Here is a 21,680-nt window from a genome sequence, read left to right as displayed (position 1 = left end):
ACGTTATAATGCTAGTACATATCAATTTAGGAAGTCATTCTCATTTTTAGTGCGATTATTTTGTTCATTATTGCAGGAATAGCCGAAATTGGCGGAGGATATATGGTCTGGCTTTGGCTGAGGGAAGGAAAACCGTTTTATTGGGAGATAGGAGGAGGACTGGCACTCGCTATTTATGGCGTCATTGCGACCTTTCAATCCTTCCCGTCATTCGGCAGAGTATTCGCTGCTTATGGAGGCGTGTTCATTGTCTTGTCGGTTCTAGGGGGTGGGGAGTTGATAAGAAAACTCCTGATTCCGACTGGGTTGGAGCCGGTATTTGTATGATTGGTGTTTCGGTTATGCTGTTTGCTCCGCGGCAGTAAAAATCTACATACTTTCCTTATGAGTTTTCAATAATTCAATAATTTCTTCATTTTGTTTTTTTACATGTTCCAGTTCTTTTCGAACCTTTGATACATCATTAACAGCATGTATGAACATGGCAATAAATACGATAGCGACTGGAATGACGAGAAGTTCCATGGATTTTTCCTCCGCTCCTGGAGTGAGTTTCTTCCATTATATCGTTATTGATGAAGGACTTAGAAGAAAATTTTTTCGCAGTGCTTACTTTGAGCGAGGTACCCTCTCATTATAGGAATACCTCCCATCCTGTTTTTTTTCAGTAAAATAGGGAAAAACATAGGTATCCCGGTGCTTCTTTTTTGCATAAATTTAGCATAACTGGGATAATACATTATAGGGTATAAAAAATAAGGAGGCATTTAGAATGAACGATATTACTGTTTACACAACCAACACTTGACCTTACTGCACAATGATGAAACAATTCCTTGAGGGTCAAGGATTAAACTACAAAGAAGTTAATGTACAATACGATCAAGCTGCTGCGCAAAAACTGGTTGAAGAAACAGGCCAGATGGGTGTGCCACAAACGAAGGTAAATGGCAACTGGGTTCTCGGCTTTGACCCGGATACACTGATGCAGTATGTAAAAAAATAATCATTACCAAAAGAGGCTTTTGCCTCTTTTTTATTTTGAATTTAAATGAAGAAGGATTTCCAATGTTCTATGTGGAAATAGAATCCAATAGAATGGTTTGGAAAGGATGTGCCATATGGTAAAAGAGCGGAATGAAATTTGGGAATGGGCAAAGGCATTTCTAATCGCAATAGTGTTGGCTTTTGTAGTTCGATCGTTTTTAATGACTCCCATTGAGGTAAAAGGTGCTTCCATGGAGCCAACCTTGCATAGCCAGGAGAGGATGTTCGTTACAAAAATCGGCGACCCGAAACGGTTTGATATCGTCGTTTTCCATGCAACCGAGGACAAAGATTATATCAAACGGGTAATCGGACTTCCAGGTGACCGGGTAGAATACAAAGACGATGTTCTTTATATAAATGGAAAGCCGTATGAAGAACCATATTTAGATGAGAGCAAAAAGCTCATCACTCATGGGCAGCTGACCGGTTCGTTTACGTTAAGCGAAACCCCAGTTGGCAGCGATGTTGTTCCAGAAGGGCATATTTTTGTGCTGGGAGATAACAGAAGGAATAGTAAGGATAGCCGTCATATTGGGGCGGTTCCTATAGAAAACATAGTAGGTACAACAAAGGTTATTTTTTACCCATTTAAAAATATGAAGATTATTGGTGATTAAATCACAGTATAAGTAAACGCGTTTATCCAGCTGGATTAACGCGTTTTTTAATATAGGGTTCTCAAACATGTTTTTGTCGTCTCTTATAAACATAGATTTTTTCTGCAATGAAACTGGCGATCAGGCCGATCATCAAAGGAATCATGGACCCGCCAGATATGAAGAAACCCTCTGCATCAGAAGTGTATTCGTAATAAAACATTAACCAGCGAATCGTAAAAATATGTCCGATTAAGAAGAGCAAACCGGTAGTTAAAAAAAGCGTTCCAAGAGTAACAACCAAGCTTTTAATAGTCATTCTAGCACCTCCTGTTTTGTATACGTTTTACATTCGGAAAAGTTTCTATTTTTGATGGTCCTTAACGTTGACAGGCTTACACTATCGAATTCTGTTCAAGGAATAGGTAACAGCAGATGAGAATGAAGCAATATTTGTGTTCATATGAAACTTTAAAGCAAAGATTATTTAACAGATTATCCTTGGAGTGAATAGGGAGATTTGCTATAATTTAAATTAAAAAACGAACGATAGGTAGGTAAATATGAACGCGCTGAATCGTATAAATCAAGAAGCACTGATTTTGTTTGCGGAAAGAGGATATTATGGTACTTCGCTCTCAATGATTGCTAAGGAAGTTGGCATACGAAAGTCTTCTATTTATGCACATTATAATAGCAAAGATGAATTATTTATCTCGGTGATTCAGTATGTCGCAGATATCTATAAAGCTGAACTGGAGCAATTTTTCTCTATTTTAAAGGAACAAAATCAACCAGTGGAACTTCAACTTTTTCATGTGTTCCAATGGTATATGCAGCTTTGGATTGATAAGAAAGATGTGACGAAATTCTGGCGAAGAGTAACTGTCTTTCCACCTGAACACCTCGAAAACCAGGTTAAAAGTATTTCTGCCGAAACAGTGGCACAGAGCTTTAACATTGAGCTTGCTGACTTATTTAGACAAGGTGTTGAGAACGGGGAACTGCTAAATGCTCCATCAGATAAACTAGTGGCTCTTTTTCAAATACTGATAGATGGTATCCTTACAGCACGATTGTTAAAAGGAAACGAGGACACTGCCGAACTATTACAGGATGGTTGGCATCATTTCTGGTCGGGAATCAAGGCAACGGATAAAAGACAGACCAATACGGGGGAAATAATAAATGTCTAGTGCGGTTCAATCTGAAATATTACTTTCCACAATGTTAAACTCGGTAACTGAGGCAGCTATGGCTCTGGATCCACAATATAATGTATTTTTATAAATGATTTGGCAACGGAGATTCTAGGTGTAAACGGTGACAGCGTATTGGGAAGGAACGCTTACGATGTTTGGCCAGAGGCCCCAGACGATGTCCGTTTTGTAGAGAAAACTGTCAGAGATAAAGAAGAATACTATGTAAAGGCCATGCCATATAAATGGGGGAAATATAATAAATATTTGGATATCCGTACATCCATTTTAGAACATCAAGCAGGATTCATGGGTGCAGCGGTCTTTTTCATGGATGTTACCGACACGATCGCCATACAAAGGGAATTAAGTGAACGTATTGAAGAATTATCTGCTACGCTCATTCCGCTTAAAAATAAGGTCGCCCTTCTTCCGATTTATTGGGTGCCAGGACAATCAGGATTAAAACTTGAACGGACGCTAAAACAAGTCTCTGAAAAAACCGTTAAATCGTTAATTATTGATTTATCGACGGTAAGAGACCCTGATTCAGAGTTTATAGAATCCCTAAAAAAAGCAAAACAAGCCCTTGAATTACTGGGGGTAGAAGTTTTAATAAGCGGGATACGACCAGAGCTGGCAAGAAAATGGGTAGAATCTGAAACAGCTTACGAAGATTTTAAGTTTATAAACAATGTCAGTACAGGACTGAGTAGATTTATAGATTAATTGACTAGAAGCGTAAGGATATAATCCTGCGCTTTTTTCTTTTTGAGTGATTGCTTGTTTTTTGAAAGGCTCACTCAACAGATATATGCTTAGAAAGAATATTTTAAGAGATAAAATCGTAAAGAGCGAACATTTATAAACTAGATGCAAAGAAAAAATGGTGAGAGAGAAAAATCCATTCTTTATCAAGAGTTGAACAAAGTTAAATACAAGCAAATGATATAAACTGAATCTACAGAAATTAAAGTGATTCCTGCGATATTGTATGAATTTCCCAATTTGGAGAAAGTATAAAGGTGACGAATTGAAGGAGGTTTGGTTTTTCATTTTGGCGGAGAACAAGGATAATGATTACACCGCAACAAGTGCAGCGAATATTTACAAGGGCGCTGAAATGCTGTTGCACCAGGCCGATTCTGGACACCCCTCATTCCATCCAGTTTCTCGGCAGATCAAGTAGCTGTGGCCGGCAACCCGATGGACCGGCAAGGCCAGCCATTCGAAATCGCGCCAACCTTTGTATACCTGGCATCTGACGATTCACGTTTCGTGACGGGACAGACGCTCCATGTGAATGGAGGACAGGTGACAGGGTCGTAAAGCATGGGATTGAATCCTATGCTTTTTTACTATTAATGGTTTAAGGGGCCAAATGAAAGAGTTTTTACGAAAAAGTGAAACCTAAAGGTGATAAAATCGTATATATGTAAAAGAATGGAAGGGGTGTTGTGATATGGATTTTTTGAATTGGTATGACTGGCTAGGTCCGACGAATCCAGCAGCTGCTATGTTCTTTGGTATTATTATTACGATTATTGTTTCTTTGACCGTTTGGTTGGATTCAAAAAAATTAAGGACTGCAGGAATTGCGGCTTTAACTGGTATATGTGTGACATTGGTTGGTGTATTTGTATTGAATGCTGTGGGATTCTACGGATAGGGTAGAATCTCAGTGTACGTACGAGAGGTTCATTTTTTTTAACGAGAGAGTAAATCTATTCACAATGTTAGGAAGGATAGTGAGAGAATAACTAATCCTTCCTGAGCTCATCCAGCTTAAACTGAACTTTAGCATTATGGTAGATGGTCAAACCTAAGATAACATTACTCATCACTCCAGATAAAATAGAACTTCCGACAAGCAACCGTTCTTTTTGACTGCTCCTCAACATTCTCACCTCCTATTTTTTATCAATAATTTACCCTTCGATAAATTAAATAAGCTAGGTTTCTCAAGTAACTGAAATAGGAAGAGCAAGATTCATACTGACAAAATTGTCAAATTTGGCAGGATATGAGAGGTGTTAGGTCGAATGTTGATAATAAATCTCAATTTACTTTTTACATAATCTATTACTAGTGGGTGAATTAAGTGGAGATGCAAAAGGATCTTGTTGTTGGCGGCGTCGAATTAAAGTGGGATTTAACTACAGGACAAGTGTTGTTTGAAGGTGGAGACGTCGTTTTTTTCTGGGTGTCTGCCATGAAAACCTTCTTCGACACAATTAATGAAATTACAGGTGAAGAGGCAACGAATCTGGTACTTGAAGCCACTGGTTTCCGTCAGGGAATCATCGTCGGTGAAGGCTTCAAGGAAATGAAGGAAATCAATACATCCAATGTGGTGGACTGGCTCTCAAATACATATGTTCCAGCTGGATGGGGTTATGTGCGAGTCGAAAAAATGGATGTTGATACGAAGAATTTTACTTTATATATCAAAGATGACTGGGAATATAAAATGAACAAACTTGGAGCCCAGGAAAAACAGGGGATTTTCGTCCCTGCGCATTATGCAGGTGTTTTAACAGGATTATTTGGAAGGAATTTCTGGTATGAAATAGTAGAGTATCAAAATGAGTCCAAGCCATATACCATTGTTGAATACTTTCCTTCCGAAGTGAATATCCAGCAAAACATCCGGCAAATGGTAAGAAAACAAGAAGCCATGCAAATTCAGCAGCTGGAGAGCTTGGTAGCGGAAAAAACAAAATTGCTACAGGATTTAGTGAAGGAATTATCATCTCCGCTCATACCGGTCCTTGATGGAATTGTTGTTATCCCATTGATTGGGAGGTATGATGAGGACCGTGCCGAGGATTTGATTATGAACACGTTGAGCAATCTGCCCAAATATCAAGCAAGATATGTCTTGCTCGATCTCACTGGCTTAAATAAGGAAATCTCTCCTTACACGGCCGAGTTAATAGACAAATTAGGTTCCGCGGCCAGATTGCTCGGAGTAGAGGTGATCCTGGTAGGGATATCAGCTGAACTGGCAATGATGATCACCGAAACATTGACCGGTCTGAAAAAATATGAATGTCTGCAAACTCTGCAGCATGGTATTTACTATGCCCTAGGTAAAAGCGGGCGGAGGATTGTTTAAGAGGGAAGAACTAAAGTAAAACTAGCCTAAAATCGTTTGGAGACAACAGAAAATTACCCATTCTCTTTTCAATGACAAAAACTAAATTCCATCCTAAATTCACATCTTTATGAAAGAAAAAAACAACTTTACTGGTGCATTAATCCGAAGAAGGAATAATGCACTTTTTTCTTGAAATTCTTATCAATTCAGAGAAGTAAGGAGTGGGCAAAATGAATTCTATTAGTCGTTGGATAAATGCAGTTGTTTTATTTTTATTTGCAGTATTGCTATTTGACAAAGGCTTAGAGCTATGGTCTCTTGGGACAAATGTTGATGGGGATGGAATTGGAGTATATTTTTTTGCTTTAGAGATTAATGATAGAGTACCAGAAGAAAGGGTTCCATCTTATGCAATTGGGTTTCTTATATGGAGCCTAATAGCATTTATTATTGCTATGTTTTTTGTGTGGATGAATCTGAAAATTAGAAATAAAACAAGTTAGAAGGATATGGAACAGTATTCTGGTAACTTCTCTAATGCTTATAAGAAGGGTACTAAATACTATTCAATTGAAGGTTTGAGTACGGACGAAGCAATAGCCATCGAAGAATCTGATGGTCAATATATAAAGGCATATAGAGAAGGAGAATATGAATTAAGAAGTGTTTTTAATGGATTTTTTGATGGACAACAAGGGATTATAAAGGTTTTTATACTTTCAATATTGTGTTTTTTAGTCGTTTTACTTATTTATAAAATTCAAAAGAATAATCGTTGAAAAACGATTCGGAGAAAGTAAGGGTTTCGGTTGAGTGGTTATTTCTCAATTAATTTACAAACGAGTTGGCGCTCTATTTTTTACAAATGGTAAGAGAAAAAGCAGAGGATCTGTTTCCTCTGCTTTTAACCTATTGCAAAAAAATACACTTAAATTTTAATTGATATTTAAACGTTTTTTATGGCTATTTACTTTATTAATTTCTCTCTTTTAACTGAACGGGATATTTTCACTCGCGAGTGGTTTTTATTTTGCTGTTTAGTTAATGTTTTCCTGGTAATTCTCATGTATAGGCAGTGTAATCGTAACAGTGGTTCCTTCATTGAGGATGCTGGAGAAATCGATTTTGCCGCCATGGTTTTTAATGATTTTCTGGCATATCATCAAGCCGAGTCCGGTTCCTTTTTCTTTTGTGCTATAGAAGGGTTCTCCTAATTTAGTCAGCCGGTCTTCGGGAATTCCTGCTCCCTGGTCCACTACCTGAATTGAAGCTAGGGTTGATTCTCTGGAAATGGAGACGAGGATTTCGCCACCGTTTGTCATTGCCTCAATCGAGTTTTGGATTAAATTGATTAATACCTGCTTAATTTTATCTGGCTCACAATCTATATATAAGCTAGGTGTATCGGTTTTAATCCTTATAAAGGCATCTGATAGTGTTGCCTGGGGATTAAGCAAATTAACAACCCCGTTCACGAGAGGAATCAAATCTACATTTGATAGATTGGAAGCCTGAGGTTTGGCAAGGACCAGTAAGTCTCCAACTATAGACTCTATTCGGGCAAGCTCATCGAGGATGATTTCGGCATAATCTTCTGCTTCTTCTGCCGGGTGCTCACTCAAAAGCTGAGTAAAGCCTTTTATTGCAGTCAACGGATTCCTGATTTCATGAGCAATTCCGGCAGCCATTTGGCCGATTACTGAAAGTTTTTCAGCCACCTGCAGCTGGTCCTCGGTTTTTCTTTGTTCTGTAATATCTTTGATGATGACAAGGAAAACGTCTCTGTTCTTGAAGACCGTCGGGATTAGCTGCACTTCAGCTCTCTTCGAATCATTATCTTTTCGTATTAAGCTGATTTCAAGGTCACTTGAGTCTCTTGTATCCAAGCTTTCTCGCAGCAACTTATAGTCCTTTGGGTCAGTATAGTCATACAAAGAGGTACCAATTATTTCATCGAAACTGGTTGCGCCCATCAATTTCTTACCCTGTTCATTAATGTAAGTCCATACACCGTTTTTTGTGATGATCCCCATGGTATCCTTGGAATGTTCAAGGAATAACCGATCTCTCTTTTGACGTTCTTTCAGTTTTTCCTCCCGATTTACGCGGTGGGTTACATTTCTCGATATGAGCACAACCTCAGTGTGTGAAGGCCCCTTCGTGCTGCTTGACTCCAGCCAAAGATAATCACCTTCTTTTCTCCTGAAACGAAACATGATTTCTCCGTATTGATTTAAAGAAAAGTAATGTTCTAACTTTTCCTGGTCGAACGGATGGCAAAAATTGAAAATGGACTGATCGTACAGCTCGGCTGATGTATAACCAAAGAGAGTTTCGCAGGAAGGTGCCGCATATGTAAATCTTCCGTCCAGGGAATGACTGGAGAGAAAATCCTTTGCGTTAATAAGTGCTAAGCTTATATCATGTATATCTATTAAATCTGGGGCATAGGCTTGTTGAGTTTCTTCTTTGATCATATTAAAAGCCTCCCTAACAATTAATTTCTGAATAATATGTACACGCTTTTTAAATCCACTTTCTATTTTACTAGACGATAGAGAAAAGGAACGAATATTATTTTCAATTTTTAAAAAATAGAACTTTTATCCCGTTTTTAGGATGTTAAAAAAGAATACTAAAACCTTTTTTAGAATGTGTCGTCTATAACTATGAAGGGGGAACGGTTGTGGATGAAATAACAGCAGAGATGAATGAAATCGAGAATGCGGCAGAGACGATTGATGAAATCATGACCAGATATGGGCAAGAGATTCTGCAGCTAACGTTTTCGTATGTAAAAAATAAGCAAATCGCTGAGGATTTAACTCAGGAGATTTTCGTGAAATGTTATAAATCGCTTCATACATATAGCGGTAAATCGAAGTTCCGGACCTGGCTATGGCGGATTGCTTCCAACCATTGCAAGGATTATTTGAAAAGCTGGTACAACAAGAATGTTTTTACGACCGATTATCAGCCTATTTATGATTCAATACAGAGTGATAGTGTAGAGCAAACCCTCATCCAGGACGAAGAAGATGGCCAGTTGGCCGCCGCAGTTATGGAGCTGCCAGTTAACTATCGGGAAGTGATTTACCTTTTTTATTTTGAGGAGATGACAATCAAGGAAATCTCGGCGGTGACAGAGGTAAAAGAGAACACAATCAAGACGCGGCTTAAGCGAGCGAAAGAACTCCTAAAAGAAAGATTGGAGGAAAAATAAATGGAAGAACGTCTGAATAAACTCCGAAAATCCATGGAGAAGTCCACTTTTAAAGAATTAAGTTTTTCAGAAAAAATGAGAAAAGAAATTCATAAACAAATAAACATGCCTGATGAAAGTGATGAGTTGCTCACGGTAGCAATTCTGCAGCTGCTTCTTCATGAAAAAACAGGCTATGAATTGACCGGACTGCTAAGGTCGAGGGGCTTCAAAAAGTTTGAGGACAACGAAGGCTCCTTGTACACGATGCTGCACACGCTGGAACAAAAACGGTTGATCGCTTCCTGTTGGAATGAGGATGGTATTAAATTTTATCAGATTATCGACAAAGGGAGAAAGTATCTCCGTAAGCAGGAGAAAGATTCGGCTTCAGGTTGTATCGTCATAAAAGGATTGCTGGAGGAGTGACAGTGTTATGAGTAATAGATGGAACCATTTTTTAAGTGAAGTGACAAATCAAATTCGCTCCAAGGAAGCGAAGAAATTTGTAGCATCGGAATTGGAATTTCATCTCAAAGAGGTGAAGAAGGAGTGGATCGGCAAGGGCTTAAGTGAGGCAGAGGCGGAGGAAAAAGCGGTCAGCCAAATGGGAAGTCCGTCAAAGCTTGGACACGAGTTAAACAAACTTCATAAACCGAGGATTGACTGGTGGTTGATCAGTTTACTGGCGATCACAATGGCGTTGAGTTTCCTGCCGCTGATCACATTGGGTGATGAGTTATCAGATGGTTATATAGTGATGAAAGCTATTCATGTTTTACTGGGTGTGATGATTGCAGCAGCCATGATGTTTATTGATTATCGTAAATTTGAAAACAAAGGCTGGGTATTTTATTCAATCGGAGTATTGCTTTTATTCTTATTATTAACGATCCCAAATGCAATCATAAATGGGGTCCCATATTTTATGATTGGCCCGTTCCAGATTGAAAGCCACTACGCATTGCCATTCTTGTTTCTGGGTTGGGCTTCATTTTTCAATAACTCGAAAATCAGACTATGGCAGCATTTTTTATTAGTTGCCTTACCACTGCTTTTATTTATGGCAGTTCCGAACTTAGCAGTTAGCTTTATTTATATAGCTATGGTTTTTGTCATGATGTGGTGGAGCACGATTAGCAGAAAAGCAGCAACCATCATAACGATCACGTCGATAGTCGGAGTTGCAGCCTTTAGCACATTTGCCTGGTTCACAGTCAAAGAATATCAGCTTGCACGCATATTAGGTTTCCTGAATCCAGAAAAATATCCGGATAACTGGGGATATATGTACTTGCAGCTGAAAGAACGACTAGCATCAGCCGGCTGGTTCGGATCAGCCGTCAAAAGTGAAGCCTTGCCATTCGAACATACAGATTATGCGTTTCTCAATCTGACCTATCATTACGGTTATTTGTTTGCGATTGGCTTATTCGTAATTCTTTCAATGTTTGCGGCGAGAATTGTTATGATATCTACTAAAATCAGCTCTCGTTTTGGAAACCTGTTGCTGGTGGGCGGTGTAACGCTGTTTCTCGTCCAATTCATCTATAATGTTGGAATGATGATTGGCCTGCTTCCACTGACGTCCATGTCCCTGCCATTCATCAGTTATGGATTTATCCCGATGATATTTAATGCGTTTATTATGGGAGTCGTACTGAGTGTTTATCGAAGGAAGGATTTTATTTTAAATAGGTCGGCTTGATGCTGGGGGAGGAGCTTTTTTAAATGGTTCCTCTCTTATTTTTGCGGAGGTAATTTAACTTTGGTTTATATTGAAGCATGTTTTTTTGTATTTTCGAGATTCAGGTCACCAATAGGCTGTATTGGTGACCTGTTTTTTCGTGTTTTGGAGATTTAGGTCACCAATAGGCGGTATTGGCGCCCTCTTTTTTCGTATTTTCGAGAATCAGGTCACCAATAGGCGGTATTGGTGCCCTGTTTTTTCGTATTTTCGAGATTTAGGTCACCAATAGGCAGTATTGGCGCCCTGTTTTTTCATATCTTCGAGAATTAGGTCACCAATGTAATACAATGGTAACCTTTAAATTTTTGAATTCAAAATTCATAAAAAATATTTACCATTATATTCTTTTAGTGTAAAACTACACTAAATAAAATGTTTCATGGGGGTCTCCAAAATGAAGAAGGATGCCGGGTTTTTGGTCATTTATCTAGTACTTATGCCTTTTTTTCTATCATTATTAGGGATCGCGGTCTTACCGATAGAGAAGTTCGGTCCGCCTGCGATGTTAGTGATCATTTCGATTGTTGCCATGATCATAGGGTTTCGATTTGGGAAGAGACCGCAGGCTACCTCGTTTTATGGTCGGTATCTGCCGATTTATGCCCCGCTTTTGCTGACTGTGCTCCTTGCTGCCGTAGGTATGATAATTTCCAAGGGCTTTTTCGGTCATCAGGTAAGGGCAATTTTCGTATTCACGCTATTCCCGTTTTTACCGAATTCATTTATATCCGCGATGATGGGACAATTTATTTACACATTTGCGGTGCCGTTCGCTTACTATTTATTCTTTTTGATCGGCTATATCGTATCCGAACGGAGGACGAAGTCTAAAGTTACCTTTAGGAAGCTGAATCTGTTTGCAGGGATCGGCATCATTATCCTGTTGTTGGCTGTCATTGGTTCTATCCATATTGAGCGGAGCAAGCATATCCTCCCGCCGTCCTATGGCTTTGATTATGGCAATGGCTTTTCGAGTGTTGACCTTGAGCCGTATTATGTGACGAACCCAAATAACATCCTTCCAAAGCTTCAAGACCCGGTGAGTTTTAAGGTGGAAACCCAAAGCGAAATGCCGATTTTGGATGGAGCGGAGGCAGCGTATCCAGTTTATGCTGCATTTGCAAACGCAACATACACGGATATTAAAAACAAAAACGCGCTTCCAACAGGTGAAGAGATTGTTAGTTTCACGAATACAATTTATGCCTTTGAAAGACTAGTATCTGGAGAGCTTGATATATTTTTCGGAGCCCAGCCTTCAGCTGCACAACAAAGCCTGGCAGAGAGTAAAGGGAAGGAACTCGTTCTCACACCAATTGGGAAGGAAGCCTTTGTGTTTTTTGTAAATGAAAAGAATCCTGTTGAAACCCTGGCTTCAGAGGATATTAAATCGATTTATTCTGGTAAAATCACCTATTGGAATGAAGTCGGTGGAGAGGATAACAAGATTATGGCATTCCAGCGGCCTGCAGACTCGGGCAGCCAGACAATTATGGAAAAATTCATGGGAGATTCGCCTTTGTTGCCTGCGCTGAAAGAAGAAGTTGCTGGAATGGGTGATGTCATGGAGGAGGTTGCAAGCTATCGCAACTATAAAAATTCAATCGGTTACTCATTCCGTTTTTTCACAACCGGCATGAATCCGAATGAAAAAATTAAGTTGATCTCACTGGATGGAGTTGAACCATCACCAGAGAATATTGCATCAGGTAAATATCCATATGTCGTCAATCTATATGCCATTACAGTGAAGGATAATCCGAAAAAATCGGTCCAGCCGATGCTTGAGTGGATGCAGGGTCCAGAAGGCCAGAAGCTGATTGAGGAAGTTGGTTATATTCCATTACAAGAGGATGACGCAAGGTAAATCGCTCAACCAAAAAGGCTAAACCAGGAAAATACTTGGTTTAGCCTTTATTTTTAATCGTCGACTTTGTAATAAAATGATTAAAGATAAAGGCTAGCTATACCGCCTAAAAGTAGAAGAATTGAACCTGCTAATAAAGCTATTTTAGTTGAACGGTTTGATTTATGAAATATCCTAAAAAACATTAGTAAACACCTCACTTACAAATCGTATAGCTACCTTTAATACGGTTATGAAATGGAAAAGTTTCAGATATTGAAGGAATGTGCATCTTTATTTCCTAAAATAAAAAGAGGATGGTTCCGTTTCGGAAACCATCCTTGTTTTTAGCACATCATTCTCCGTCAAGCATTCTGAAGACTCCGCCAAGGACACTGCCTTCGCCTTTGTTTTGTCCTCCGGCTTGTGGAGCGGCGGCAAATACTCTGCTGGCAAGGCGGCTGAATGGAAGTGATTGAACCCATACAGTGCCTGGTCCTCTAAGTGTTGCAAAGAAAAGTCCTTCTCCACCAAATAAGGCTGTTTTGATTCCTTTGACCATTTCGATGTCATAATTCACGTTGCTCGTCATTGCAACAAGGCAGCCTGTGTCGACTTTGATGACTTCTCCTGGTTGAAGCTCTCTTTTATGTATCGTTCCACCAGCATGGACAAATGCCATTCCGTCACCTTCAAGCTTCTGCATGATGAAGCCTTCTCCACCGAAGAAACCTGCTCCAAGCTTCCTTTGGAACTCAACTCCAACTGAAACACCTTTTGCCGCAGCCAGGAAAGCGTCCTTTTGGCAGATGATCTTGCCGCCATTCTCACTCAAATCCATCGGAATGATTTTACCTGGGTAAGGTGATGCGAAGGAAACATGCTTCTTGTCGTGGCCTGTGTTCGTGAACGTGGTCATGAAAAGGCTCTCGCCCGTCAATAACCGTTTTCCAGCACCAAACAACTTGCCAACCAAACCACCGCCACTGCCGGAAGCATCGCCAAAAATGGTTTCCATTTCAATTTGCTGATCCATCATCATTAGACTGCCAGCTTCAGCAACAACCGTTTCATTTGGATCCAGCTCAACCTCAACAAACTGCATGTCATCGCCGTAAATTTTATAATCAATTTCATGGTTTCTCAATGCTATTCCCTCCAAAACAAATGACTTTACATGTTCATTGTACAACTTTGAGTCGGAAGTTGCAGAATATTTTTATAAGCATCATGCTTAGGGATTTAATTGTGGCTGTTATGCGTTAGTGTTTCAACATTGAAGCAATGGCCGAATCAAATTAATTTCTTGAAATCCTTGCTTCCCTTGTCTCGAAGGAACTGGTAGTAAGCAGTTTCAGCCGCACTCTTCTGTTTTAAATTTAAATAGGCTTTTGCATATGTGACAAAGGCCGTTTCGTCTTCATAAATTGGTGAAGAGTATTCTTATTAATTATGTTTGTACCATGTATATAGGAATATTTCCGGTAGTGCTCAATGTTGTGACTTGTTTTTTGGAGCCCTGTATTTATCCGAGGAGGTAAAGAATAATGATGAATAATTTTCAAAATGAACTGCAAATGCTGAATGTTGGTGATTTCCAGGCAACTCAGCCGGTTAGCTGGGATCAAAACCAGTACCAATCAGGGGATGAGCGGATTTTTCTAGGCCTGGGTGGTTTTGGCGGTTGTTTCGGTTTTTCTTGCTTCTTTAGCTGCTTTGGCTGCGGCGGATGTTTCCGCTGCGGTGGATGCGGTGGATGTGGAAGATGTGCTCGTTGCGGCGGGTGCGGACGCTGTGGTGGTGGCGGCCGCTGCCATCGCGGTTAAGTTAGACAATACAGACTTTAGCCCCTGCGGAAGTTTTGCAGGGGCTTTGTTCTTTAATGTGAGACATAAGGGACAAATTGCGCTACATACGATGATAATGGCAGTCAATGAAGGAGAGTAAGGGCATTTGTGCCTGAGGAGGAGTGAGATGGTGAAGCTGGACCCTTCTATGGTATTGAAGGTGAAAAGAGATACATTTTATCTCGCAGAACCAAACAGTGGTGTGTATTTAAGGAATAATTCATGTTCATTCCGTCTTGAAGGTAATGGAATTGACCAGTGGGTTGAAAAGCTGTTGCCAATGTTTAACGGGGAGTATTCGCTAGGGAAATTGACCGATGGCCTGCCTGATGCTTACAGGGAGCGAGTTTATCAAATTGCTGAAGTACTTCTTGAAAATGGTTTTGTCAGGGATGTGAGCCAGGATAAACAACATCAATTATCTGAGCAAGTACTGAAAAAATTTGCCTCGCAAATTGAGTTTGTCGACAATTTGGCTGGTTCCGGTGCATCAAGATTCCAATCATTCCGCAATGCAAAGGTACTGGCCGTCGGATCCGGCCCCATGTTGAATTCGCTCGTGTCCACTTTACTGGAATCCGGTCTGCAGAAACTGAATGTCTCTATTACAGATGAAGTCCCAACAAATAGACAAAGGTTGGCTGAGCTCGTGAATCATGCACGTAGAACAGATCCTGAGGTGGAGTACGAGGAGCATAATAGTGAGGATTGGAGCGAGCTGCTTAGGCCTTTCGAAGCGGTCCTGTATATTTCACAATATGGCAATGTTGAAGGACTGCGGCTCTTGCAATCAATCTGCAAAGAAGAGAGGAAAACATTCATTCCCGCCATACTTTTTAAACAAACTGGCCTGGCCGGTCCCTTGTTTACACCTGATTCAGAGCTTTGCTGGGAGTCGGTGTGGAGGCGATTGCATTCTTCTGTTTTGGTAAAAGAGCAGAAGGTCTCTGCCGCATCTTTGACCACTGGAGCATTGCTGGCTAACGTTATTACATTTGAATTATATAAAGAACTTGCGGGAATCACGAAAGCTGAACAAAGAAACCGGATCTATTTGCTTAATCTAGAAACTCTTGAGGGAAGCTGGCATTTAGTTTCACCACATCCACTAGTAACTGGAGTTTTCTCATCCATAGAGGTAGGAAATTTTGAGAATCTGCTTGGTCATGACCAAAGAAAAGCTGAACCTGAAAAGCTTCTGCAGTATTTCAGTCTATTGACTTCAAAAGAGACTGGGGTATTACATGAGTGGGAGGAAGGTGACCTTAAGCAGCTTCCATTGGCACAATGCAGGGTTCAAGCAGCCGACCCGCTGTCAGATGGGCCGTCTGAATTACTGGCAGCAAGGATTTGTACAGGGTTAACACATGAAGAAGCACGAATGGAGGCGGCGTTGACGGGGATTGAATCATACGCATCCCGCATGGCGGAAGTGATTGAGAATGGCCGAATTTTGGGTGTTGGTGCCGGTGAATCTTTTGCGGAAGCTGTTGGGCGAGGGCTACAAAAATGTCTCTCAACAGAATTAAACAATCGACTGCTCAACGAGAAAGAGTCTATAACCCTTATTGACTACGAGCTTATTGAGGATGAGCGATGTGCTTTCTATTTAAAGGCTCTTACGACGATACAGGGAGCACCGCAAGCAGGTGTTGGGAAGGAAGTTCGAGGTTTCCCTGTTATCTGGATCGGTACGAAGAAAGGCTGGTATGGAAGCACTGGTCTAAATACAACTTTGGCGTTAAGAAGCGCTTTGCAGAAAGCATTATCCAATGTTCAAAATGAGTCAGCTGGAGAAGGCGCACATATCTTGCAGGAGTCAGAGGTTCAGTTTGCTGAAAGGGAAAAACAAAGCTTAACGATTCTGGAATGGACAGCAAGGATTCAGCGTGAAACACTGCAGGAAGCGATTGAAGTGCTTAAAAAGAATAGAACCCAAATGTCAGTGTACGAATTAAGCATTGAACCGATTTTCAACCAGCAACTAGAAGGGGTATTTGGTGTATCGCTGCGAGAGGAGGGATTGAGTTGAGTTCCTTCGTCGTGATTATTGGGGAAGGCTGGCTTGCTGATTGTGTTGCTGAAGAATTATCATCACGCTATCAGGTGTTCAGAAGGACTGATTTTGAGAATGGGCTGCCAGTAAATTCGGAGTTAATGCTTGTCCTTCATGATTCTTGGAACCCCATGGCGCATCAAAAAGCTGAAGAAGCAGTAAAACTGACAGGCAGTCCCTGGCTCCGAGCCTTTGTTTCATTTGGAGAGGGAATCATTGGACCGCTCGTCAGGCCTGGCACCCCCGGATGTTCTCAATGTGCTGACCTGAGGAGACTTCTAGGAGGTCAGGAACGGAGCGAAATGCGTGAGGTGAAGCGAAAGCTGGCGGCTGAAACAGAAACTGGTTCGGACCCATGGGCAGCTAAAAATGGACTTTTTCATCTGGTTCATTTAATAGTAACTGAAGCAGACAGGGTGCTAGCTGGCAAGGATGGCCTTTCGGCAGGACGGATGTATTTTACCGACTTAAAAACATTGAATGGATCCTGGCATTCGTTCCTCGCTGATTCCCTGTGCCAGGTATGCAGTACAATTCCAGACGATTCGGCTTCGCTTGCAAAAATTTCATTAAATCCAAGTCCGAAGATCAGTGAGAGCAGCTACCGGTGTACACCGCTGGACAAGATGAAGGAAGCGCTCATTGGCGATTATTTTGACAATCGAACAGGACTGCTAAACAGTAAAATGTACGATTTGGTCACTCCATTCGCCGATGCGAGCGTCAATCTGCCAATGATCTCCGGAGGCAACGAGGGCACAGCCGGCAGGACACAATGCTACGCAGAAAGCGAATTGACTGCCATACTGGAAGGACTTGAACGCCACTGTGGACTTCACCCCCGCGGGAAACGGACAGTCATCCATGACAGTTACCGTAACCTGGAAATGCAGGCATTGAACCCATTGAACCCATTGGAAGTAGGTGTCCATGCCGATGAAGAATATGAAAAGCCCGGATTTCCATTTCATAAATTCGACCCTGACCGCTCGATGGATTGGGTATGGGGCTACTCTCTCATAGAAGAGCGTCCGATTCTCGTCCCCGAGCTGCTTTCCTATTATAGTCTGGGATGCGGATCTGCCGGATTTGTCTATGAAACGTCAAATGGCTGCGCACTTGGCGGAAGCAGGGAAGAGGCGATTTTTTACGGAATCATGGAAGTGGTAGAGCGTGATTCCTTCCTTTTGTCCTGGTACTCAAAATTGAAACTACCACGCCTTGATCTTCAATCTGCTGAAGATGAAGAACTGCTTTTGATGGCGGAGAGGATGAGGGCTGTAGCTGGATATGATCTGTATTTATTTAATGCCACCATGGAGCACGGTATTCCAAGTGTCTGGGCGATGGCAAAAAACAGGAAGGATAATGGGTTGAACATTATTTGTGCGGCAGGGGCCCATCTTGATCCGGTAAAGGCTGCCAAAAGTGCTGTCCAGGAGCTCGCCGGCATGATGCTCAATCTTGACGGGAAACTGGAAGGAAACAAGGAGAAATACTTTCAAATGCTTGAGGATGATTCACTAGTGCGAGAGATGGATGATCACGGAATGCTGTACGGATTGCCGCAGGCGGAGGAACGCTTAGGCTTCCTGCTCGATGAAGAACGGCCATTACAGAGTTTTCAAGAAGCCTTTCAAAAGGAGTCACGTCATCCGGACCTGACGGAAGATTTGAATGATATCCTAATGGAATTTCGACGATTGGGGCTCAATGTCATCGTTGTCGACCAGACTCCTCCTGAAATAAGGAAAAATGGGCTTTATTGTGTGAAAGTTTTGATACCGGGGATGCTGCCAATGACCTTTGGACACCATCTGACTCGCCTCAAAGGGCTCGATCGAGTGCTCCAAGTCCCAATGAAGCTTGGTTATTTGAAAGAACCTTTGTCATTTGAAGAACTAAATCACTTCCCGCATCCGTTCCCTTAGGAGGCAGCAGGATGAATCTTAATCAATTTTTAATAGATCTTCAGTTTAATATCGAACGTGCCAATCAGGAAAACTGGGAACCAAACTGGGAAGACGCTCCTCTTTCCTATAAACTGTATCAAGGATTGCCAGTGGTGCCACTATCCGGGGAGGTGCCTTTGTCCCTGGCAGAAAACAGACAGCCAGCCACGCCGGGTATCAAGGAGATCGGATATTTCCTCTGGTATGTTTATGGAATTAACCAAGTAAGCGAGTCGTTTTTTTCTGATGATGCTGATCCAGCCCATACCTATAGAAGGCATGCCCCTTCCGGCGGTGGCCTTTATCCTAACGAACTTTATCTCTATTTAAAGATAGAGGATCTGCCTGATGGGATCTATCATTATGACCCGGCCCATCACCGCCTTGTTCTGCTGAGAGCTGGAAACTTCGATTCATATATTGCGGCCGCTCTTGGCGACCGTTGTGATATCTCTTCCTGCTTTGGGACTGCATTCATTTCTACAATGTTTTGGAAAAACTTTTTTAAATACAATAATTTTTCATACCGCCTGCAAGGATTGGATGCTGGAGTACTGATAGGGCAGCTGCTGGCAACAACAAAACGTTTTGGTTTCGCTGCTGGTGTTTACTTTCAGTATCTGGATTCGGCAATCAATCATCTTCTCGGATTATGTGAGCAGGAGGAGAGTGTGTATTCGATTATTCCGCTGTCAGTGGAAACGACCAACTGGTCTGCGAATGGAACAGCTTCCCACAAAAACATAACGTCAGAAGAATTAAAAAGTGAACTGAAACCGCTTGTATTTAAGAGTCATGAAAGGTCTAAGAAAGTATTAGAGTTTCCGAAACTAATAACCCTGAATGAAGCCTCAAAACTGGAGTCGACCGAGTCGTTTAACAGGCTCCGTAACCAACCTTGTGAAGTTAAGGGAAATCGTCAGATCACTCTCCCTAAGACAGAATCATTAGCGTTTGATTTGGCAGAGGTAAGCAAAAAACGTTCTTCCCCCGAAATGGATTTTGTTTTATCCAGGGTTAGTCAGCAGCAGCTGGCTGACCTGTTGAAGGAGTCGATGACTGCTTTTTCCTACCGGAATGATTTAGACGATATTTACTGCAGCCAGGAGCCCAGAGTTTCAATCTATGGCTGTTTCTACAATATAGAAGGCATCCCCAATGGAGCCTACTACTACAACTATGCAGAACATACTCTAAAAGAAATCCAGCAAGGGGACCACCGTCTGCGTTTACAAACAGGTTTGTCGATAGATAACGTTAACCTGCAGCAAGTACCACTTTGCTTGCATGTCGCTGGCAATAAGGATTTTTTTCGAGAAGAATTAGGATATAGAGGCTACCGGATATTACAAATGGAAGCAGGAATGCTCGTACAAAATTTACTTTTAACAGCTTCTGCTCTTGGATTAGGGGGCCATCCCCTGCTAGGGTTTGATGCAGGCAAGGCCGATGAGCTTTACAGAATGATAGGGAAAACCAGCTTAATCCAGATACCAATTGGCTCATATCGTCCGCGTCAATGGTTAAAAGGGAGTTTGCATAGCTAGGAAAGCATAAATAGTCGATAAAGAAAGGCAAGGGAACACACTCCCTTGTCTTTCTTTTGATGGCCGGAACTTATTTTCATGAGTCCCTACTTGTATTGGATTCTGCATCAGTAAAAAGCTGATGCAGAATCCAATTTTAGTATTCCATTGGATCAGTGATAACTCCATCATCAAATGGAATGTTGCGATGCTCGGTGACGCCGAATTTTTTATAGGTAATCCTTAATAAAATAACATCATTTTCAGGAGTCCTACCATTGTATTGGACAGCTAAAAAGTATAATACGAATCCCAATGAAACATATATGGCCGGCATCTCTTTGGGCGCTTTAGTCACAACATATGCAGCATGCACTTATCCTCATATTTTTAAAAGAATCGCGGGGCTTTCATCCGGTTTTTACCGTAACCAGGAGGAAATAGAGCAGTTGTTGAAACGGCAGATCTATCTTATCTGGAAAAAGTATATCTGGATTGCGGCACAAAAGAAGGTGGCGAGAAACTTGCTGGGCCATTTCTGGAAACCAATAAAGCCATCTTTGAGATTATCAGGCAAAAAGGAATTGAGGCAGAACTAAAAGTCGAAGGGCCGAGCATAATTATCAAGCTTCAAAAAACGGATACCAGAGGTCATTTCATATTTATTAAAATAAATCCAGCAGCTCTAAAAAAACGCGCTTCAATCGCAGAAGCGTGCCTTTTTATGTTCGTTGAAATAAAATTATCCAGCTCCATAGCCTGGCCTTTCGCATTTTATCCTGTCGCTCCATGAAGGAGCTACCTCGCCCTTTTTTTCTGACCTGTGAGGATTAGGGATTATTTCCATAAAATTGGAGATTGTATTAAATAATATGGAATGTGGTAAGGAGGTCATATGCTTGGTCCAAACTAAGCCGATCAGTGCTTCTGAAGTCGGTACTCTTTGGCAGACATATCAGGAGAAAACCTTGATCATGAGAATCTTAGAATACTTTATTGAAAAAGCTGATGATCAGCAAGCTCGAAATATTCTAGGCGGATTGTGGCAGGAGCTTGATTTTTATGTAAAGGAGATGGAAGTTCTTTTTAAAGAGCAAGGCATTGTGAAGCCAATAGGATTTACGTCAGCGGATGTTCATTTAGATGCCCCTAAGCTTTATGATAACGGATTCGATATCATGTTTGTCCGTGTATTGAAGCAAGTGAGCATGGGTTTATATACATTGAATATGAATATGGCATATGACAATCGAGTGATGACGATTTATGAGGGACTTACGACGGTTACCCAGAAAATTTATAAACTAGCGACATTTTATCTCCTTGAAAAAGGGATTCTCTCACAGCCGCCTAAGGTAACTATGCCTAAAGCAACTGAAATCATCGAGAGCAAAAAATATATGAAGGGCATGAAGCTATTTGGTGATAAACGGGTATTGAACAATCTAGAAATTGGGATTTTGAATCACAATCTGGAATCCAATATTATCGGCATGCAGTTGATTACCGGTTTTGCGCAATGTGCCCAGAATAAAGAGGCAAAACAATATTTTCTC

At 41.2% G+C, this 21,680-nt stretch carries 23 protein-coding genes and 2 pseudogenes; 20 read left to right on the top strand and 5 right to left on the bottom strand.

Annotated elements, in window-relative coordinates:
* Positions 1-102 precede the first annotated feature (102 nt).
* A pseudogene (locus tag ACH0QE_RS10875) lies at positions 103-365 on the top strand (YnfA family protein).
* 4 nt (positions 366-369) lie between these two features.
* Here ACH0QE_RS10875 and ACH0QE_RS10870 read toward each other — a convergent pair.
* Positions 370-525 carry a hypothetical protein gene (locus tag ACH0QE_RS10870; protein WP_415800700.1) on the bottom strand — a complete coding sequence of 52 codons (156 nt, stop codon included), beginning with the start codon at positions 523-525 and terminating at the stop codon, positions 370-372.
* Positions 526-772: 247 nt separating this feature from the next.
* Here ACH0QE_RS10870 and ACH0QE_RS10865 point away from each other — a divergent pair, with 247 nt between their 5' ends.
* Together ACH0QE_RS10865 and lepB are read left to right on the top strand one after the other, a co-directional pair.
* Positions 773-1,006, top strand: coding sequence for a glutaredoxin family protein (locus tag ACH0QE_RS10865; protein ID WP_192471398.1), 234 nt, complete (start codon positions 773-775; stop codon positions 1,004-1,006).
* 115 nt (positions 1,007-1,121) lie between these two features.
* Complete coding sequence (gene lepB / locus ACH0QE_RS10860; RefSeq protein ID WP_415800699.1) at positions 1,122-1,667, top strand: signal peptidase I; 546 nt, start codon at positions 1,122-1,124, stop codon at positions 1,665-1,667.
* Positions 1,668-1,728: 61 nt separating this feature from the next.
* Here the strand turns inward: lepB and ACH0QE_RS10855 are convergent, their stop codons facing one another.
* Complete coding sequence (locus ACH0QE_RS10855) at positions 1,729-1,965, bottom strand: hypothetical protein (protein ID WP_415800698.1); 237 nt, start codon at positions 1,963-1,965, stop codon at positions 1,729-1,731.
* A 244-nt stretch (positions 1,966-2,209) separates the two neighbouring features.
* Between ACH0QE_RS10855 and ACH0QE_RS10850 the strand changes: the two genes are divergently transcribed.
* From ACH0QE_RS10850 to ACH0QE_RS10835, 4 genes and pseudogenes are all read left to right on the top strand, one after another.
* On the top strand, positions 2,210-2,842 hold the full coding sequence (locus ACH0QE_RS10850; RefSeq protein WP_415800697.1) for a TetR/AcrR family transcriptional regulator: 633 nt from the start codon (positions 2,210-2,212) through the stop codon (positions 2,840-2,842).
* Between the two features lie 138 nt (positions 2,843-2,980).
* Positions 2,981-3,574: an STAS domain-containing protein gene (locus ACH0QE_RS10845; RefSeq protein WP_415800696.1), complete on the top strand. Its 594-nt coding sequence runs from the start codon at positions 2,981-2,983 to the stop codon at positions 3,572-3,574.
* Positions 3,575-3,967: 393 nt separating this feature from the next.
* Positions 3,968-4,174: pseudogene (locus ACH0QE_RS10840) on the top strand (SDR family oxidoreductase); the annotation flags it as partial.
* A 133-nt stretch (positions 4,175-4,307) separates the two neighbouring features.
* Entirely contained in the window at positions 4,308-4,514 is a 207-nt protein-coding gene (locus tag ACH0QE_RS10835; protein WP_415800695.1) for a hypothetical protein, read from the top strand.
* A gap of 91 nt (positions 4,515-4,605) precedes the next feature.
* Here ACH0QE_RS10835 and ACH0QE_RS10830 read toward each other — a convergent pair whose 3' ends face one another.
* The gene (locus ACH0QE_RS10830) at positions 4,606-4,746 is read right to left on the bottom strand and encodes a hypothetical protein (protein ID WP_415800694.1); all 141 of its coding nucleotides are present in this window, start codon (positions 4,744-4,746) and stop codon (positions 4,606-4,608) included.
* A gap of 206 nt (positions 4,747-4,952) precedes the next feature.
* On the opposite strand from ACH0QE_RS10830, the gene ACH0QE_RS10825 reads away from it, so the two are divergent.
* From ACH0QE_RS10825 to ACH0QE_RS10815, 3 genes are all read left to right on the top strand, one after another.
* Positions 4,953-5,963: an STAS domain-containing protein gene (locus tag ACH0QE_RS10825; protein WP_415800701.1), complete on the top strand. Its 1,011-nt coding sequence runs from the start codon at positions 4,953-4,955 to the stop codon at positions 5,961-5,963.
* 212 nt (positions 5,964-6,175) lie between these two features.
* Entirely contained in the window at positions 6,176-6,448 is a 273-nt protein-coding gene (locus ACH0QE_RS10820) for a hypothetical protein (protein WP_415800693.1), read from the top strand.
* Positions 6,449-6,454: 6 nt separating this feature from the next.
* Complete coding sequence (locus ACH0QE_RS10815; protein WP_415800692.1) at positions 6,455-6,724, top strand: hypothetical protein; 270 nt, start codon at positions 6,455-6,457, stop codon at positions 6,722-6,724.
* 258 nt (positions 6,725-6,982) lie between these two features.
* Here the strand turns inward: ACH0QE_RS10815 and ACH0QE_RS10810 are convergent, their stop codons facing one another.
* A complete protein-coding gene (locus tag ACH0QE_RS10810) occupies positions 6,983-8,422 on the bottom strand; it encodes an ATP-binding protein (protein WP_415800691.1) in 1,440 nt (479 codons plus the stop codon).
* 209 nt (positions 8,423-8,631) lie between these two features.
* On the opposite strand from ACH0QE_RS10810, the gene ACH0QE_RS10805 reads away from it, so the two are divergent.
* The 4 genes from ACH0QE_RS10805 (at position 8,632) to ACH0QE_RS10790 (ending at position 12,764) form a co-directional block, all read left to right on the top strand.
* Positions 8,632-9,168 (top strand): sigma-70 family RNA polymerase sigma factor, encoded by a 537-nt coding sequence (locus ACH0QE_RS10805; protein ID WP_415800690.1) that lies wholly within the window; start codon positions 8,632-8,634, stop codon positions 9,166-9,168.
* Positions 9,169-9,576 (top strand): PadR family transcriptional regulator, encoded by a 408-nt coding sequence (locus ACH0QE_RS10800; protein WP_415800689.1) that lies wholly within the window; start codon positions 9,169-9,171, stop codon positions 9,574-9,576.
* A gap of 7 nt (positions 9,577-9,583) precedes the next feature.
* Complete coding sequence (locus ACH0QE_RS10795) at positions 9,584-10,855, top strand: FtsW/RodA/SpoVE family cell cycle protein (protein ID WP_415800688.1); 1,272 nt, start codon at positions 9,584-9,586, stop codon at positions 10,853-10,855.
* Between the two features lie 436 nt (positions 10,856-11,291).
* The gene (locus ACH0QE_RS10790) at positions 11,292-12,764 is read left to right on the top strand and encodes a PstS family phosphate ABC transporter substrate-binding protein (protein WP_415800687.1); all 1,473 of its coding nucleotides are present in this window, start codon (positions 11,292-11,294) and stop codon (positions 12,762-12,764) included.
* Positions 12,765-13,098: 334 nt separating this feature from the next.
* Here ACH0QE_RS10790 and ACH0QE_RS10785 read toward each other — a convergent pair whose 3' ends face one another.
* Positions 13,099-13,890, bottom strand: a complete 792-nt coding sequence (locus ACH0QE_RS10785; RefSeq protein WP_415800685.1) for a TIGR00266 family protein — start codon at positions 13,888-13,890, stop codon at positions 13,099-13,101.
* Between the two features lie 400 nt (positions 13,891-14,290).
* Here ACH0QE_RS10785 and ACH0QE_RS10780 point away from each other — a divergent pair, with 400 nt between their 5' ends.
* From ACH0QE_RS10780 to ACH0QE_RS10755, 6 genes are all read left to right on the top strand, one after another.
* Positions 14,291-14,569: a heterocycloanthracin/sonorensin family bacteriocin gene (locus ACH0QE_RS10780; RefSeq protein ID WP_415800684.1), complete on the top strand. Its 279-nt coding sequence runs from the start codon at positions 14,291-14,293 to the stop codon at positions 14,567-14,569.
* 148 nt (positions 14,570-14,717) lie between these two features.
* Positions 14,718-16,622 (top strand): putative thiazole-containing bacteriocin maturation protein, encoded by a 1,905-nt coding sequence (locus ACH0QE_RS10775; protein ID WP_415800683.1) that lies wholly within the window; start codon positions 14,718-14,720, stop codon positions 16,620-16,622.
* Positions 16,619-18,577: a TOMM precursor leader peptide-binding protein gene (locus ACH0QE_RS10770; protein ID WP_415800682.1), complete on the top strand. Its 1,959-nt coding sequence runs from the start codon at positions 16,619-16,621 to the stop codon at positions 18,575-18,577. The genes ACH0QE_RS10775 and ACH0QE_RS10770 overlap by 4 nt, the downstream gene beginning before the upstream one ends.
* Positions 18,578-18,588: 11 nt before the next feature.
* The gene (locus tag ACH0QE_RS10765) at positions 18,589-20,145 is read left to right on the top strand and encodes a SagB family peptide dehydrogenase (RefSeq protein ID WP_415800681.1); all 1,557 of its coding nucleotides are present in this window, start codon (positions 18,589-18,591) and stop codon (positions 20,143-20,145) included.
* Between the two features lie 257 nt (positions 20,146-20,402).
* A complete protein-coding gene (locus ACH0QE_RS10760) occupies positions 20,403-20,723 on the top strand; it encodes an alpha/beta hydrolase-fold protein (protein WP_415800680.1) in 321 nt (106 codons plus the stop codon).
* Positions 20,724-21,023: 300 nt separating this feature from the next.
* The coding region (locus tag ACH0QE_RS10755) for a DUF3231 family protein (protein ID WP_415800679.1) at positions 21,024-21,680 on the top strand (657 nt) is incomplete at its 3' end.

This window comes from Mesobacillus sp., assembly GCF_047739415.1.
GTDB lineage: Bacteria > Bacillota > Bacilli > Bacillales > Cytobacillaceae > Mesobacillus.
Note: the sequence above shows the minus strand (reverse complement) of the source record. Positions and strands in the feature narration are given on the sequence as shown.